This is a genomic window from Mycolicibacterium fluoranthenivorans (genome assembly GCF_011758805.1).
GTDB lineage: Bacteria > Actinomycetota > Actinomycetes > Mycobacteriales > Mycobacteriaceae > Mycobacterium > Mycobacterium fluoranthenivorans.
In genome coordinates this window covers 471267-485572 of record NZ_JAANOW010000003.1, presented here as the reverse complement: position 1 = coordinate 485572, position 14306 = coordinate 471267, and the positions used below count along the sequence as shown (strand labels likewise).

Sequence of the window (14306 nt, the reverse complement as noted above, 5' to 3'; positions counted from 1 at the left end):
GATGAGTTTATGTCTGGTACCGCAACATCTTTGGCCGCCGGGGAGCGGCTGGAGGTGTTGTTCGACGAGATCGCGGAGTTGTGCGGGCAGCGCAATGCGATCGACGGGCGGCTGGTGCAGATCGTGGCCGAGTTGGAGCGCGAGGAGCTCGCCGGCCTGACCGGCGCACGGTCGGTGTCGGCGTTGGTGGCGTGGAAGACCGGGGTCGCCCCGCGTAACGCTGAGACCGTTGTCGCGGTGGCACGGCGGCTGGCCGAGTTTCCGCGCTGCGCCGAAGCCCTGCGTGAGGGGCGGTTGTCGTTGGATCAGGTCGGGGTGATCGCCGAACGTGCCGCCGAGGGCTCCGATGCGCATTACGCCGAACTGGCGTCGGTGGCCACGGTCAGCCAGCTGCGTACCGCAATCACGATGGCACCGCGACCCGATCCTGAGACACCGCCCGAATCGGGGCCGGAGGTCACGAAAACCTCCACCGGGGAGCGGTACACCACTTACCGGATCCGGCTACCCCGGCTGGAGGCCGCGACATTCGATGCGGCCGTGCAGTCCCACCATGATGCGCTGATCGCCGAACACCCCGCCGACACCGGGGACGGCACCCCGTTCCCGACGCGGGTGGATGCGTTCATGAGCCTGGTCGAAGCCGGCTGGGATTCTGATGTGGCGCGGCGCCCGCACGGGCAACACACCACCGTGGTGGTGCACCTCGATATCGACAAGCCGGTCGCATCACTGCACCTGGGCCCGGTCCTGTCCGAGGATGAACGCCGCTACCTGCTCTGCGATACCACCTGCGAGGTGTGGTTCGCACGCCACGGCCAACCGATCGGCTCCGGCCGGGCCACCCGCACCATCAGCCGCCGCCTGCGCCGCGCACTCGAGCACCGCGACCGCTGCTGTGTGGTGCCCGGCTGCGCCGCCACCCGCGGACTGCACGCCCACCACCTCCAGCATTGGGAAGACGGCGGCCCCACCGAACTGTCCAACCTGGTCCTGCTCTGCCCGTACCACCACCGCCTGCACCACCGCGGCGGCCTCACCCTCACCGGGCCCGCAGACCGGCTGGTCGTCACCGACAACGACGGCCGAAAACTCAACGGCGGAGCCTTGGCCCGCCCACCCACCACACCGGCACCCGTGGTCCCGCCCTACCCCGGACCGACCGGCGAACGCGCCCAATGGTGGTGGTACCAACCGTTCGAACCACCACCACCGGCGGTCAACTAGGTCGATTCGTCGAGACGATCACGTATGAAGATGAGATCTTCAGCCATAGATCGTCTGGGCTTCGCGTCGTTGACTTGGGCGCATGTCACACACCCCAGTCGCCCTGCTCGTCGCCGCCACCACGATCGGCAGCGCTGCTGTCGGCGGTATCTTCTACGCGTTCTCCAGCTTCGTGATGCCCGGCTTGGACCGGACCGGAGCTGCCGATGCCGCCACCGCCATGCGCGGTGTCAACGCTGAAGCCCAGACCAGCGCGTCCTTCCTGGCGTTGTTCTTCGGCACCACGCTGCTGGCGATGGTGCTCGGAGCCATCGCGATCATGCAGTGGGGGCGACCGGGCAGCGGATACCTGGTCGCAGGTGCCGCCCTGGCGGTCCTGCCTGCCCTCATCACCATCGCGTTCAACGTTCCGCTGAACGACAAGCTCGACGGTGGGCTGGATTGGCGGGCCTACCTGGGTCCGTGGACGGCGTGGAACCACGCCCGCACCGTCACCGCTCTGCTGGGAGCGGCGCTGCTGTGGACCGGCGGAACGACACGCTGACAATGGCCGCCGCGGTCAGCGTCAGCACGATGGCGATGGCCGCGGTCGGTGCGATGCCCGAGTCGAAAGCCGTACGGGCGGAATCGAGTAGCCGCTCGGCCAGGCCGGCGGGCAGTTCGGCGGCCACCGATGTCGCGCCACCGATACTCTCACCGGCTGCACCGGCCTGCTCGGGAGTCAATCCGCTCGGCACCACCACATTGGAGCGGTAGAACGCGGTGAAGATGGTGCCCAGCGTCGCGGCGCCGACCACCGCGCCCAGTTCGTACGCGGTCTCCGACACCGCTGATGCGGCACCGGCTTTGGCAGCCGGGACCGACGCCACGATGGTGTCGTTGGACACCGTCTGGGAGACGCCCACGCCGAACTCCAGCACCACGAAGGACGCGATGACCGCCGCGACCGTCAGGTCATGCCGGAACAACAGGATCAGGGTGAAGCCCAGTGCCACGAAGATCAGGCCGACGATCATCAGCGTCTGCGGCGTGAACCGCTTCGCGGCCCGCACCACACCCATGCCCGCCATCATCGAGACGACGGCACCCGGCAGCGTCACCAGGCCCGCGGCCAGTGGACTCAGCCCCAGCACCAGTTGCAGGTGCTGCGAGGTGAAGAACATGAACCCGATCAGGCCGACGATGGACAGGAAGTTGGCCAACACCGACGAGGTGAACGGGCCGTACCGGAACAGTTCCATGTCCAGCATCGGTGTGGCACTGCGGTTCTGCCGTCGCACGAACAGCACACCGGCGGTGATGCCGAGGGCGAACGCACCCACCGCGGCGGCCGACAGGCCGTCATGCGCAGCGGTCTTGATGGCCCACACCAACGGCAGCATGGCGACGAACGACAGCGCCACGCTGGTCAGATCCAGCGGGCCCGGATTCGGGTCACGCGATTCCGGGACGAGCTTGGGCGCCAGCACCACCAGTGGGAGCAGGACGGGCACGGCCACCAGAAAGACCGCACCCCAATGGAAGTGCTGCAGCAGGGCGCCACCCACGATGGGGCCCAGCGTGGTTCCCGCGGTGAAACAGGAGGCCCAGATGGCGATCGCCAGTCGGCGCGCGGAGGCTTCGGTGAAGATGTTGCGGATCAACGACAGCGTCGACGGCATCAGCATGGCGCCGAACACGCCGAGCACAGCGCGGGCCAGCACCAGCATTTCGGCGCTGGGCGCGAAGGCTGCAGCGGCGGAGACCACCATGAAGCCACTCGCGCCGATCAGCAGCAGTTTGCGCCGGCCCAGCCGGTCGCCGAGACTGCCCATCGCGACCAGAAGTGCGGCCAGCACAAGGGAATACACGTCGACGATCCACAACTGGGTGGATGCCGCCGGTCGGAAATCCTCGGCGATCATGGGTAGCGCGAACGCCAGCACCGTGTTGTCGATCGCGATCAGCAATACCGGCAGGGCGAGAACTGCCAGCGCGATCCAGGCGCGTTTGGGGGTGGTCGGGGTCGTGTTGCTTGCCGATGCATCCGCATCGAGCCGGGTGGACATGGAACTTCCTTAACGAGAGGTGATGGTGCCTTGAGTGAGGCTGGACATGATCGCGTCGACGACCTGGTGCCGGGGGATACCGTCCTGTCTGATGGCGTCATAGCCGGTCAGTAGCAGTGCCCAGAACACCCGGCGGGACCAGCCGGGGGGATACACGGGTCCGTCGGCGGCCGCGCGGGCCAGTACCTCCGCGATGGCCTCGTCCCCGGTGTCGAGATGGGCGGCCAGTTCGGGATCGGCCAGCAGGGCCGGGTCGGTGTAGATGTAGAGCACGATCGGGCCCAGGTCGAGCTGGCTTTCCACCACGCGGCGCAAGGCCGCATCGACCGGCCCGCAGGCGGGGTCGGCGGCGGCGATGGCCGCGGTACTCACCTCGTGCACGTGCAGGGCGACCGCGCGCATCAGGTCGCTGCGCTCGGAGAAGTGCCGGTGCAAGGTGCTGCGCCCGACGCCTGCGGCCTCCGCGATATCGCTGAGCGTGGCGGCCGGGTTGGCCGCGATCGCCGCGATCGCGGCATCGATGATGGCCCGCCGGGTCCGCCCCCGCGGGCCGCTGGCGGCCGCGTTATCGGTCCAGTTGGGCATGCTCATGAATCAAAATATAGCAGTTTTGATCCAAAATGGGACATTGCTGTCCCGTTTTGTTACTGGGGCGCCGCGAACCCGCTGGCGGAGGGCGGTGTCGCAGGAGGCGGTGGGGGCGTCACGGGAGGTGTCCAGGGCGGCGGACCGGAGGTGGGATGCGAGACGTGCAGCCGGTCGAGCTCGCGGCGGTGTCGCTCCGCCAGTACCGCGGCCAGCACGAGTTCGGGTGGCGTCCCCGGCGGTGGCGGGGGCGCGATACGGGCCGTCACCTCTCCGGCGATGCGGTGCGCCATCTGCGCGCGCATCCGCGGGTCCAGCTGTGCCGCGCGGGACAGGAACTGTCGTGCCATATCCGCCTGCGCAGGAGCCAGCCCGGACAACTGTAGCGAGCCCGCCCACCAGGCCAGTGTGGGTGGCATCGGCGGGGGTGGACTCAGCTTCGGTGCGCGCTCGCTGATCACCATCGTGCCGGCGAACACATCCCCGATCCGCTTGGCCTTGGACGACATCATGCTGCAGAGGACCGCCGGCGCGCCGGTGAACATGAAGATCTCGATGACGCCGGCCAGCGCCCGGAAAATGGCCTGGCGCAATCGTTCCGGACCGCCGTCATCGGACACCACGCGCAGGCCCAGGGCCATCTTGCCCAGCGAGCGCCCTCGGGTCGCGGTCTCGAACACCACCGGGTAACCGAGCAGCATCAGCACCGTGAAGAGGATCAGGACGGCCGCGGAGAGAGCCGAGTCGAACTCACCCAGCGTCAGAGCCCACAGTGTGACGCCCAGGATGTAGCCGATCATCATCACGGTGAGGTCGATGAGCGCCGCCGCAGCGCGCACCGGCAGTTGGGCGATCGACACATCGAGCACCACCGCGTCGCCTGTCACCAACGGTTCCGGCTGCGAGACCATGCCGATTAACGCTACTAGGGTTGCGGGGGTGGATGTCGACGCGTTTGTGCTGGCCCACCGCGCGTCATGGGACCGGTTGGAGCTTCTGCTCACCCGACGCCGCGCGCTGACCGGCGCCGAGGTCGACGAGTTGGTCGACCTGTATCAGCGGGTGTCCACCCATCTGTCGATGGTGCGCAGCTCGTCTGCCGATCCGGTCCTGATCGGCAGGCTGTCGGGTCTGGTGGCGCGGGCCCGCTCGGTGGTCACCGGCGCGCATGCGCCGCTGTGGAGCGAGCTGGTTCGCTTCTGGACGGTGTCCTTCCCGGTGGTGGCCTACCGCTCGTGGCGGTGGTGGCTGGGCACCGCGGTGGCGTTCTTCGTCGTTGCGGTGGTCATCGGCGCATGGGTGGCGGGCAGTCCGGAGGTCCGGGCCTCGATCGGGACGCCCGCCGAGCTCGAGCAGCTGATCAATCACGACTTCGCGGCGTACTACAGCGAGAACCCGGCCGGGTCCTTCGGCCTGCAGGTGTGGGTGAACAACTCGTGGGTGGCCGCGCAGTGCATCGGCTTCGCCATCCTGCTGGGGATTCCGATCCCCTATGTGCTGTTCCAGAACGCGCTCAACGTGGGGGTGTCGGGTGGCTTGATGTTCGGTGCCGGCAAGGCAGACGTGTTGTTGGGGCTGCTGATTCCGCATGGCCTGCTCGAGCTGACAGCGGTGTTCCTGGCTGCAGCGGTGGGGATGCGGCTGGGCTGGACGGTGATCGCGCCGGGGGATCGGCCGCGCGGACAGGTGCTGGCCGAGCAGGGCCGCGCCGTGGTGGCGGTGGCCGTGGGATTGGTGGTGGTGCTGCTGATCTCCGGGCTGATCGAGGCGCTGGTGACGCCGTCGCCGCTGCCGACCTTCCTGCGCATCGGGATCGGTGTCGCCGCCGAGATCGCCTTCCTCACCTACATCGTCTATTTCGGGCGCAAGGCGGTCCGCGCGGGCGAGTCAGGTGATGCCGACGAGGCACCCGATGTGCTGCCCACCGGTTAGAACGCTGTGGGACCCGGTCGGCCCCACCTACAGCGTCGACAACTACGACGAGGTCAGTACCACCAACGGATTCATCGACCAAGTGTTCTAGAGGCGACCGGTGGCCTTCATGGCCAGGTATCGGTCGGCCAGGGCCGGCGCCAACTCCTCGGGCAGGGTGTCGATGACGTCGACACCGTGCCGACGCAACCGAGTGGCGATCTCGTGGCGATCGTTGCGGGATCGTTCGGCCGCCGCGGCGTCGTAGACCTGTGCGGCGTCGGCTCGCCCGGCGGCCAACTGGTCGACCCGGGGGTCGGACACTGCCGCGATGAGCACATGGTGCCGGTTGGCCAGTTGGGGCAACACCGTCATCAGGCCCTCGTCGAGGGCGGAGGCATTGAGGTCGGTGAGCAGCACCACCAGGGCCCGGCGCCGGACGCGGCGTTGCACCGCGGAAACGGTTGCGGTGGCATCGGATTCCACCAGGGCCGGCTCCAGCGGTGCCATGGCCTCGACCAGCTTCGCGAGAAGGTCGGTGCGTGCGGCGTTGAACACCGCCGCCCGCACAATGCGATCGTGGGCAAGGAAATCCACGTGGTCACCGGCGCGGGAGGCGAGTGCCGACAACAGGAGCGCGGCATCCATCGACCAGTCCAGCCGGGGCCAGCCGTGGGGATCGGCGGAGGTGGGGTCGACGCCGATGCGCCCGGCCGAGGTCCGGCCGGTGTCGAGCACGATGACCACCCGTCGGTCTCGCTCCGGACGCCACGTCCGGACCACCACATCGGCGCGCCGCGCGGTGGCCCGCCAGTCGATCGAGCGCACGTCGTCGCCGACGACGTATTCACGCAGCGAGTCGAATTCGGTGCCCTGACCCCGGATCAGTACCGGCACCATACCGTCCAGTTCACGCAGCTTCGCCAGCCGCGACGGAAGGTGTTTGCGGGACAGGAACGGCGGCAGGATGCGCACGGTCCCACTCGAGCGGTGGGTGCGCTGCCGACCGGCCAGTCCGAGCGGACCCATCGACCGTACCGTGACGTGGGCGCTGCGCTGGTCGCCGCGACGCACCGGTGCCAAGGTGGTGACCACGCGAAGACGTTGTCCGACAGGAATATCCACCGCATGTTCGCGGGGGCGGGAGCATGCGCTCGGCGGCCAGGCATCGCGGATCAGACCCCGCAGCCGTCGGCCGCCACGGTTGTAGACCTCCAGTTCGGTCTGTACCGGCTGACCGAGGCGCGCCGCGGTATCGCCCGACCGGTTCAGTTCCACCGCCCGGGTGCTTGCGGCCAGCACCACGTCGATCGCCACCGCGCCAGCCAGGATGACCGCGACGACGGCGAAAGTCGCAGCGGGCCAAGGCGATAGCAGGACCGGCAGGGCGCCGATCGCGGCGATCAGTCCGGTGCGGCCGGTCAGTACCACTAGCGCGGTACCGCCACACTGGCCAGGATGCCGTCCAGCACACCGTCCGGGCTGGCCCCCTCCAACTCGGCCTCGGGTCGCAAGGCGATCCGGTGCCTCAGCGTGGGCCGGGCCATGGCCTTCACATCATCGGGGGTGACATAGTTGCGGCCGGACAACCAGGCCCACGACCGCGCCGTCGCCAGCAGCGCCGTCGCGCCGCGCGGGGAGACACCCAACTGAAGTGACGGCGACTGCCGGGTGGCACCGACGATATCGACGATATAACCGAGTATCTCGCCGGCCACCAGCACCTGGCGAACCCCTTCGCGGCCGGCAGCCAGTTCGGCCGGCCCGGCGACCGGGCGCACCGCCGACAGATCGCGAGGGTCGAAGCCGCGTGCATGACGCTCCAGGATCGCGATCTCCTGATCGCGTGGTGGCAGTGGCACATTGAGTTTGAGCAGGAAACGGTCCAACTGCGCCTCGGGCAGCTGGTAGGTGCCCTCGTATTCGATCGGGTTCTGGGTGGCGGCGACGATGAACGGGTCGGGTAGCGGCCGCGGTTCACCGTCGACGCTGACCTGACGCTCCTCCATCGCCTCCAGCAACGCGGCCTGGGTCTTGGGGGGAGTGCGGTTGATCTCGTCGGCCAGCAGCAGATTGGTGAACACCGGACCGGCGCGGAACTCGAACTCGGCGGTGCGTGCGTCGTAGACCAGTGACCCCGTGACATCACCGGGCATCAGATCGGGGGTGAACTGCACCCGCTTGAACTCCAGTTGCAGGGCCGCCGCCAGGGTGCGCACCAGGAGCGTCTTGGCCACGCCGGGCACACCTTCCAGCAGCACATGTCCCCGGCAGAGCAGGGCGATCACCAGGCCACTGACCACGGCCTCCTGGCCGACGACGGCCTTGGAGATCTCGTGCCGCAATGCCAGTAGGGCGTCGCGGGCGGCGTCCTGGGGGGAGGGCTGACTCACGACTGTGTGACCTGCCTTTCGATAACGTCGAGCTGGTGGGCGAGCTGGTGCAATTCGGCATCGGATGTCGGAGACGGCCCGAAAAGGCTGTACGCCAGGGTGTTCGGATCCAGGGATACGCGCTGAGCGACCGCCTCGGTGACAGCGGAGTCGGTCGCCGACGTGCCCAGGCCCAGCCGGGGCAGCAGGCGTGCCAGCGTCGCCGTACGCAGCGCCGCCGCCGCCCGGTCCCTGGCTCGCCGGGACCGGTACAGCCGGGCACGGCCCTCGACGGTCTCGGAGGCGCGCACCACCACGGGTAGTTTCTCGGCCACCAGAGGCCCGAGTCGCCGACCGCGCCACCAGGCGATCAACGCCACGGCAAGGCACAACTGCAGGACAGCCCAGTACACCTGGTCCGGGATCAAGTCGGCGATGGTGCGCGCGCCCTCGATGGTGCCCTCGGTGCGCTGGGGGGCGTACCAGATGACCCGGTCGCGGGCGCCCGCCAGATTCATGGCCAGCGCGGCATTGCCCTTGCCGAGCAGACCCGCATTGGTCATGAAATCGTTGCTGCCGACGACGGTGACGGTGCGTCCTGCTTCGGTGTAGCGGATCAGGGCGCCGTCGTAGCAGGTGGTCACGGGGACGTCGTCGGCGGCGGCCTTGAAGGTATCGCTCACGCCGAGATCGGCTGCACCGGAGCGCATCGCCTCCGGTAGGTCGCATCCGGGCCGCCCACCGAAGGGAGTCGTACCGTCGCGGCGGACCCCGGGTGCCAGCCGTTCTCGGGTGCCGGCGGTGGGGGCCACCACCAGGCGGTCGCCGGGCAGGCTCGCCAGTGTGGTCAACGTGTCCTCGCCATAGAGGAAGTAGGTCTGGGCCACGACGAGGAGGGTGTCGGGCCGGGCGGCGCGGACCACCGCGTCCAGGTCGTCGGCCACGACCACCTCCACTCCGTGGTCGCCGAGCAACGTCACCAGAGCGTGGGCACCGTCGGGGGAGGTGGAGTCGGCCTCCATCAGGCCGCCCGGCCGGGGCGCGGTGAGGAAGGTGGTCAACGCCGCGACCGCGACGACGGCGGCCACGGCCAGCGCGATCCAGCGCGCGGTACGCCACTGGGTTACCGAGACGCGTGGCGAGCTGTGAGTGGTCATCGGAGCGGCGCCCAGTCCTCGGGCGTGGTGCTCGGGGTGTCGCCATGTGTGACGACGGCGCGGTGCAGGTGGTCGTCGAGGTCGGCGATCACCCGGTAACCCGCCTCGGTGGCGGGTCGGGCACCGTAGGTGACGTCGTTGAAAATCTCGGCAGCGCGCCGCAATTCGTCCTTGAGGTCGGGCAGTGGCGGGGCGGCATCGCGCGCGAGTTCGGTCGCGGTGCGTCCCGGCGCCGGAGTCAGCACGGCTGTCTCTTCCAGCCTGCGCGCGACCGCACGCAGTCGGTGTCGGATGGCCAATACCCAATCACCTTGCGCGGCAGAGTGTTCGGCCAGTGCGCGGTGCTCGGCCGAATCGAGTTCGTGGCCGTCGAACAGTGCGGTCTCACCGCCGCGGCGGGTCCGCATGGTGCGCATGGCAATCCGCACCGCCACGACGGCCGCGATGACGAGTACCAGGGCGAACAGGCCGATGGTGATCCAGCCGCCGGGGACCGACGACCCCGCGTTGAATATCCGGTAGATCAGATCATCGAGCCAGGCCCACAGCTGATCGGTCAGTGACGGCTTGGGATAGATCGGCTTGCTCAGCTCGCGTTGCGCCGCGTCATGGGCGGCGTCACTGTCGATTTCGAGTCCGGACACGTCAGGGTTGGCGGGTCAGCCACAGGTAGTCGGTGCTGTCCGGGGGTGCGACGGGACCGGCGACGGCGCCGGTCCGCAGGACCAGATCGAAGGCTTCGGCGCGCATGCGGCGGTCGGTGTACTGCAAGACGACGACGCCCGCGGTGAAGGGGGCGGTGAGGATCTGCCCGATGGCCCCGCCGACGGCGACGAGTACCAGCCCCAGTGCCGCGGCGGCGGAGGTGTCGGAGGCGAAGATGAGGACCTGGCCGCCGATGCTGAACGGCACGGCGACGGCGACTGCGATCATGCCGGCGACCATGGTGGCCAGCAGCCGGATGCCGAACACCCGCCAGAAGTCGTTGCGGATCAAGGCGAACGAGCGCCGGATCGCGGCGATGATCGGCAGGCGCTCCAGCACGATGAGTGTCGGGACGAAACCCAGCATGGTGCCCAGATACACCATGAGGACGACCAGCCCGAGGGTAAGCGGGATACCGACGAGGAAGCCCGCGGCGCCGTCGCCGATGAGGACCGCGGTGAGAGTGATCCCGACGACGACCGCGATGAGCAGCACCGCGCCCAGTCCTTCCAGGACGGTGAATCCGAGCAACGCCCAGATGCGCCCGCGCAGGCGCTGCCAGGCCGCGCCGATGGTGATCCCGGAGCCGAACACGGCGCGGCCCACGATGACGGTGAGCAATCCGCTCAGCACGATGCCCGACACCCAGGTGGCGATGACGCCGGCCATGCTGCCCAGCGTGGGACCGATGAGGGCCGTCGCGGGTGCGTCTTCACCGGTATACGTCGAGTCCAGCCCGCCGCCGGCGATGAGTGGGGAGATCTGCAGTACCAGCGCGAAGAGTTGGGCGATGACCACGACGATGGTGGTCAGTCCGAGGGTGGCCTTCGGGTTTGCCCTGACATAGGCGAAGGCGCCGTTGAAGATATCGGACAGGTTGAGCGGGCGCAGCGCGATGATGCCCGGTTTGAGGTCTGGCGGCGGGCCGTAGACCGGCGGCCCGTAACCCGGCGGTGGGTAGCCGGGGTGGCCGTACCCGGGTGGCGGCGGATAGGCCGGACGGTAGAACACCCCGTCGCTTCGCTCGCCCCAGTGCCCGACCCCGTCGCTTCGCTCGCCCCAGTGCCCGACCCCGTCGCTTCGCTCGCCCCAGTGCCCGACCCCGTCGCTTCGCTCGCCCCAGTGCCCGCCGGCGTCGCTGTGCATGGCCACCATCCTGTCGGCGAGTCGTGTCATTGACAACGTATCCCGTACGCCGGGGGAGTCGGCAGGCGTAGCGTCTGGGCCATGGCGGAACTCAAGGACCGGCTGCGCGCAGACCTGACCGCGGCGATGAAATCTCAGGACAAGTTGCGGACGGCCACCCTGCGCATGGTGATCGCCGCCATCGGTGCCGAGGAGGTGTCCGGCAAGCAGACTCGGGAGCTGTCCGACGACGAGGTGCTCAAGGTGCTTGCGCGGGAGGCCAGGAAGCGCGCCGAGGCGGCGGAGATCTACACCCAGAACGGCCGCGGTGAACTCGCGGCCAACGAACACGCCGAAGCCCGGGTGATCGACGAGTACCTGCCGACCCCGTTGACCGAGGCCGAACTCGCCGACGTCGTCGACACCGCGATCGCACAGATCGCCGAGGAACTCGGGGAGCGGCCCGGCGTACGCCAGATGGGACAGGTCATGAAGGCGGCCACGGTGATCGCGGCGGGTAAAGCGGACGGGTCGCGGCTATCCGCGGCCGTGAAAGCGCGGCTGTAGGTTCGCCGCGGCGCGGCGCTCGACCAGCAGGGCGATGTAGTCGCGCACGGTGCTGGTGACGAAGTGCTTGTGGGCGTCGGCGACCGCGGCGGTCACGTGTTCGGACGGCAGGCTGGGAAACTTCTCGCGTAGCCGCGTTTCCACGTCGTTCACCTGATCTTGTTCCGAGCGTCTAGCCACGCTCACCAGTCTGAAAGATGATCTTGAGTCGGTCAATCGGATGACACCGCCGGGGACGTGATTCTGGACACCGGTCAACGGCGCCACAGGGCTTGTTGGCTGGTACTCGCGATGAGCCTGCTCTCGGTGTCGTAGATGCCACCGGCGACCAGTCCGCGTGAGTGGCTGTTGCCCAGGGGGTCGACCTCGTAGCGGTGCCACCGGTCCGGGGTGAACGGCCGGTGAAACCACACCGCGTGATCGAGGCTGGCGGCGAATCCCCCGTCGGAGGCGACGTCGGCGCCGGGCGGCCGGGCCGCCGGTACCGGGCCGAGGTCGGACATATAGGTCAGCGTGCAGGCCCGGACCAGCGGATCGTCCTCGATGGGATCGTGGGTGCGAATCCAGAAGGGCGGCACCGCGAAGGGGGAATCATCACCGGGATTGCAGCGCAACTCGAACCGGTCCACCGATTCCAGATCCGGCTGCTTGGGGATGGCGTCGGCCAGTTCGACACTGGGGGAGCGGGGCGGATGCCAGTCGGGGCCGGGTTCGGGAAGGTGGAACGACGCGATCATCTCGAGGATGACTTTTCCGGCCTGGCGAGCGGTCACTCGGCGGGTGTCGAAAGATCTGCCGTCACGGGTGCGCTCCACCTCCAGCTCGACGTCGACGCCGTACCGGCCGCCGCGCACGAAGTAGGCGTGCAGTGATTGTGGTTGTTTGGCGGGGTCCACCGTCGCGCCGGCGGCACCCAGCGACTGCGCGGCGATGAGCCCGCCGAACAGCCGGTTGCCCGGGCCGGCCCACTGCGGTGCGATGAACCGGTCGCCGTCGCGGTCGAACTCGAGCAGCGTGGCGATCCAGCTCTTTCCGGTCATCGGCGTGACCCTATCAACTACTTGGTAGGGCGGCCCAGCCGGGTCGTCAGGGACCTTGGCGACTCCGTCCTCAGTCGTCGCCGGGACCCTCCGGGATCGGCGGCTGCGGGATCACGGGGTACTCGCCGGTGTAGCCGATGCGCTGCGCAGCCATCGCATTCACCTTGCCGCGCACCGCGTACCAGCCACCGATCAGCATCGGGATGAGCACCACGATCGCGATGAGATTCCAGATGTTCTCGTAGCACATCAGCACCGTCACCGCGGCAAGGAATACCAGCGTCGCGTAGCCGGTGTAGGGGGTGCCGGGCAACCGGAACTTTGGTCGTTCGAGGATGCCCTTCTGCTCCCAGCGGTACAGCTGCAGTTGGCAGGCCACGATCATCGCCCATGTCGAGATGATGCCCAGGGCGGACAGATCCAGCGCGATGTTGAAGGCGTCCTCGGGGACGAACAGGTTGAGGATGACGCCCAGCAGGGTCAGGGCGCCGGTCAGAGCGATGCCGCCGAACGGGACGCCGTTGCGGTTCATCTTCCCGGTGAAGGCGGGCCCGCTGCCGTTCATGGCCATCGATCGCAGGATGCGCCCGGTCGAGTACAGCCCCGCGTTCAGGCTGGACATCGCGGCGGTGAGCACGACCAGGTTCATGATGCCACCGGCCGCGGGCACTCCGATCTTGGAGAAGAACGTCACGAACGGGCTTTCGCCTTTGTGGAACTCGGTGTAGGGCAACAGCAATGCCAGCAGGACCAGGGACCCGACATAGAACAGGGCGATTCGCACGATCACCGAGTTGATGGCGCGCGGCATCACCTTGGGCGGGTCTTCGGTCTCGCCGGCCGCGATGCCTACCAGTTCGACTGCGGCATAAGCGAAGATGACGCCTGAGGTGACCACCACCAGCGGGAAGATCCCCACGGGCAGCAGGCCGCCGTTGTCGCTGATCACCCCGAATCCGGTGGACTGGCCCTGGATCTCGAACCGGCCGGCCAGGAAGATGATGCCCACCACCAGGAACGTGATGAGCGCGGCGACCTTGATGATCGATGCCCAGAACTCCATCTCACCGAACAGCTTCACCGAGATGATGTTCATGGTCAGGACGATGCCGAGGGCGACGAGTGCGATCAGCCACTGCGGGAGCGCCTCGAACATCCCCCAGTAGTGCACGTAGAGCGCGACCGCGGTGACATCGACGATCGCGGTGGCCGCCCAGTTGAAGAAGTAGAGCCATCCGGTGACGAAAGCTGTTTTCTCGCCGAAGAATTCGCGAGCGTAGGACACGAATGAGCCGGACGACGGCCGGTGTAGCACCAGCTCGCCGAGGGCGCGAAGGATGAAGAAGACGAAGATACCGCAGAATGCGTACACCAGGAACAATCCCGGACCGGCATCGTGGAGGCGGCTACCCGCACCCATGAACAGACCGGTACCGATGGCCCCGCCGATCGCGATCATCTGGATCTGGCGGGGCTTGAGTGCCTTGTGATAGCCCTCGTCCTCGTGCGCCAAAGCCGAGTTGTCGTACGTCGATTCTGTGGTCATACCGCTCCCCGCCCGGTAGGTGA

The 14306-nt window shown here is 68.2% G+C and carries 15 protein-coding genes; 4 read left to right on the top strand and 11 right to left on the bottom strand.

Annotated elements, in window-relative coordinates; translation table 11 throughout:
• Positions 1-9 precede the first annotated feature (9 nt).
• On the top strand, positions 10-1227 hold the full coding sequence (locus FHU31_RS25750) for an HNH endonuclease signature motif containing protein (RefSeq protein ID WP_167163488.1): 1218 nt from the start codon (positions 10-12) through the stop codon (positions 1225-1227).
• 82 nt (positions 1228-1309) lie between these two features.
• Positions 1310-1771: an anthrone oxygenase family protein gene (locus tag FHU31_RS25745; RefSeq protein WP_167163487.1), complete on the top strand. Its 462-nt coding sequence runs from the start codon at positions 1310-1312 to the stop codon at positions 1769-1771.
• Here FHU31_RS25745 and lfrA read toward each other — a convergent pair.
• The 3 genes from lfrA to FHU31_RS25730 are packed head-to-tail and all read right to left on the bottom strand — an operon-like array spanning position 1719 to position 4771.
• A complete protein-coding gene (gene lfrA, locus FHU31_RS25740) occupies positions 1719-3275 on the bottom strand; it encodes an efflux MFS transporter LfrA (protein WP_167163486.1) in 1557 nt (518 codons plus the stop codon). The genes FHU31_RS25745 and lfrA overlap by 53 nt on opposite strands.
• 9 nt (positions 3276-3284) lie before the next feature.
• Positions 3285-3866 carry a TetR/AcrR family transcriptional regulator gene (locus FHU31_RS25735; protein ID WP_234901646.1) on the bottom strand — a complete coding sequence of 194 codons (582 nt, stop codon included), beginning with the start codon at positions 3864-3866 and terminating at the stop codon, positions 3285-3287.
• A gap of 53 nt (positions 3867-3919) precedes the next feature.
• The gene (locus FHU31_RS25730; RefSeq protein ID WP_167163485.1) at positions 3920-4771 is read right to left on the bottom strand and encodes an RDD family protein; all 852 of its coding nucleotides are present in this window, start codon (positions 4769-4771) and stop codon (positions 3920-3922) included.
• A 28-nt stretch (positions 4772-4799) separates the two neighbouring features.
• Between FHU31_RS25730 and FHU31_RS25725 the strand changes: the two genes are divergently transcribed.
• On the top strand, positions 4800-5792 hold the full coding sequence (locus tag FHU31_RS25725) for a stage II sporulation protein M (RefSeq protein WP_167163484.1): 993 nt from the start codon (positions 4800-4802) through the stop codon (positions 5790-5792).
• Positions 5793-5879: 87 nt separating this feature from the next.
• On the opposite strand, the gene FHU31_RS25720 is transcribed toward FHU31_RS25725, so the two are convergent.
• The 5 genes from FHU31_RS25720 to FHU31_RS25700 are packed head-to-tail and all read right to left on the bottom strand — an operon-like array spanning position 5880 to position 11181.
• Positions 5880-7202 carry a DUF58 domain-containing protein gene (locus FHU31_RS25720; RefSeq protein WP_167163483.1) on the bottom strand — a complete coding sequence of 441 codons (1323 nt, stop codon included), beginning with the start codon at positions 7200-7202 and terminating at the stop codon, positions 5880-5882.
• Positions 7202-8164 carry an AAA family ATPase gene (locus tag FHU31_RS25715; RefSeq protein WP_167163482.1) on the bottom strand — a complete coding sequence of 321 codons (963 nt, stop codon included), beginning with the start codon at positions 8162-8164 and terminating at the stop codon, positions 7202-7204. Before FHU31_RS25715 ends, FHU31_RS25720 begins: the two co-directional genes overlap by 1 nt.
• A complete protein-coding gene (locus FHU31_RS32230) occupies positions 8161-9300 on the bottom strand; it encodes a DUF4350 domain-containing protein (RefSeq protein ID WP_167163481.1) in 1140 nt (379 codons plus the stop codon). The genes FHU31_RS25715 and FHU31_RS32230 overlap by 4 nt, the downstream gene beginning before the upstream one ends.
• Positions 9297-9944, bottom strand: coding sequence for a DUF4129 domain-containing protein (locus FHU31_RS25705; protein WP_167163480.1), 648 nt, complete (start codon positions 9942-9944; stop codon positions 9297-9299). Before FHU31_RS25705 ends, FHU31_RS32230 begins: the two co-directional genes overlap by 4 nt.
• A gap of 1 nt (position 9945) precedes the next feature.
• Complete coding sequence (locus FHU31_RS25700; RefSeq protein WP_208411369.1) at positions 9946-11181, bottom strand: glycerophosphodiester phosphodiesterase family protein; 1236 nt, start codon at positions 11179-11181, stop codon at positions 9946-9948.
• 51 nt (positions 11182-11232) lie between these two features.
• On the opposite strand from FHU31_RS25700, the gene FHU31_RS25695 reads away from it, so the two are divergent.
• A complete protein-coding gene (locus tag FHU31_RS25695; protein ID WP_167163479.1) occupies positions 11233-11697 on the top strand; it encodes a GatB/YqeY domain-containing protein in 465 nt (154 codons plus the stop codon).
• Here the strand turns inward: FHU31_RS25695 and FHU31_RS25690 are convergent.
• The 3 genes from FHU31_RS25690 to FHU31_RS25680 form a co-directional block, all read right to left on the bottom strand.
• The gene (locus tag FHU31_RS25690; RefSeq protein ID WP_208411368.1) at positions 11668-11877 is read right to left on the bottom strand and encodes a three-helix bundle dimerization domain-containing protein; all 210 of its coding nucleotides are present in this window, start codon (positions 11875-11877) and stop codon (positions 11668-11670) included. The genes FHU31_RS25695 and FHU31_RS25690 overlap by 30 nt on opposite strands.
• Before the next feature lie 74 nt (positions 11878-11951).
• The gene (locus FHU31_RS25685; protein ID WP_167163478.1) at positions 11952-12737 is read right to left on the bottom strand and encodes an acyl-CoA thioesterase; all 786 of its coding nucleotides are present in this window, start codon (positions 12735-12737) and stop codon (positions 11952-11954) included.
• A 70-nt stretch (positions 12738-12807) separates the two neighbouring features.
• Positions 12808-14283, bottom strand: a complete 1476-nt coding sequence (locus tag FHU31_RS25680; RefSeq protein WP_167163477.1) for an amino acid permease — start codon at positions 14281-14283, stop codon at positions 12808-12810.
• Between the last annotated feature and the right edge of the window lie 23 nt (positions 14284-14306).

Coding starts and splice junctions, on each gene's coding strand:
- FHU31_RS25750 (WP_167163488.1), top strand. CDS start 10: ATGTCTGGTACCGCAACATCTTTGGCCGCCGGGGAGCGGCTGGAGGTG.
- FHU31_RS25745 (WP_167163487.1), top strand. CDS start 1,310: ATGTCACACACCCCAGTCGCCCTGCTCGTCGCCGCCACCACGATCGGC.
- lfrA (WP_167163486.1), bottom strand. CDS start 3,275: ATGTCCACCCGGCTCGATGCGGATGCATCGGCAAGCAACACGACCCCG.
- FHU31_RS25735 (WP_234901646.1), bottom strand. CDS start 3,866: ATGAGCATGCCCAACTGGACCGATAACGCGGCCGCCAGCGGCCCGCGG.
- FHU31_RS25730 (WP_167163485.1), bottom strand. CDS start 4,771: ATGGTCTCGCAGCCGGAACCGTTGGTGACAGGCGACGCGGTGGTGCTC.
- FHU31_RS32230 (WP_167163481.1), bottom strand. CDS start 9,300: ATGACCACTCACAGCTCGCCACGCGTCTCGGTAACCCAGTGGCGTACC.
- FHU31_RS25700 (WP_208411369.1), bottom strand. CDS start 11,181: ATGACACGACTCGCCGACAGGATGGTGGCCATGCACAGCGACGCCGGC.
- FHU31_RS25695 (WP_167163479.1), top strand. CDS start 11,233: ATGGCGGAACTCAAGGACCGGCTGCGCGCAGACCTGACCGCGGCGATG.
- FHU31_RS25685 (WP_167163478.1), bottom strand. CDS start 12,737: ATGACCGGAAAGAGCTGGATCGCCACGCTGCTCGAGTTCGACCGCGAC.
- FHU31_RS25680 (WP_167163477.1), bottom strand. CDS start 14,283: ATGACCACAGAATCGACGTACGACAACTCGGCTTTGGCGCACGAGGAC.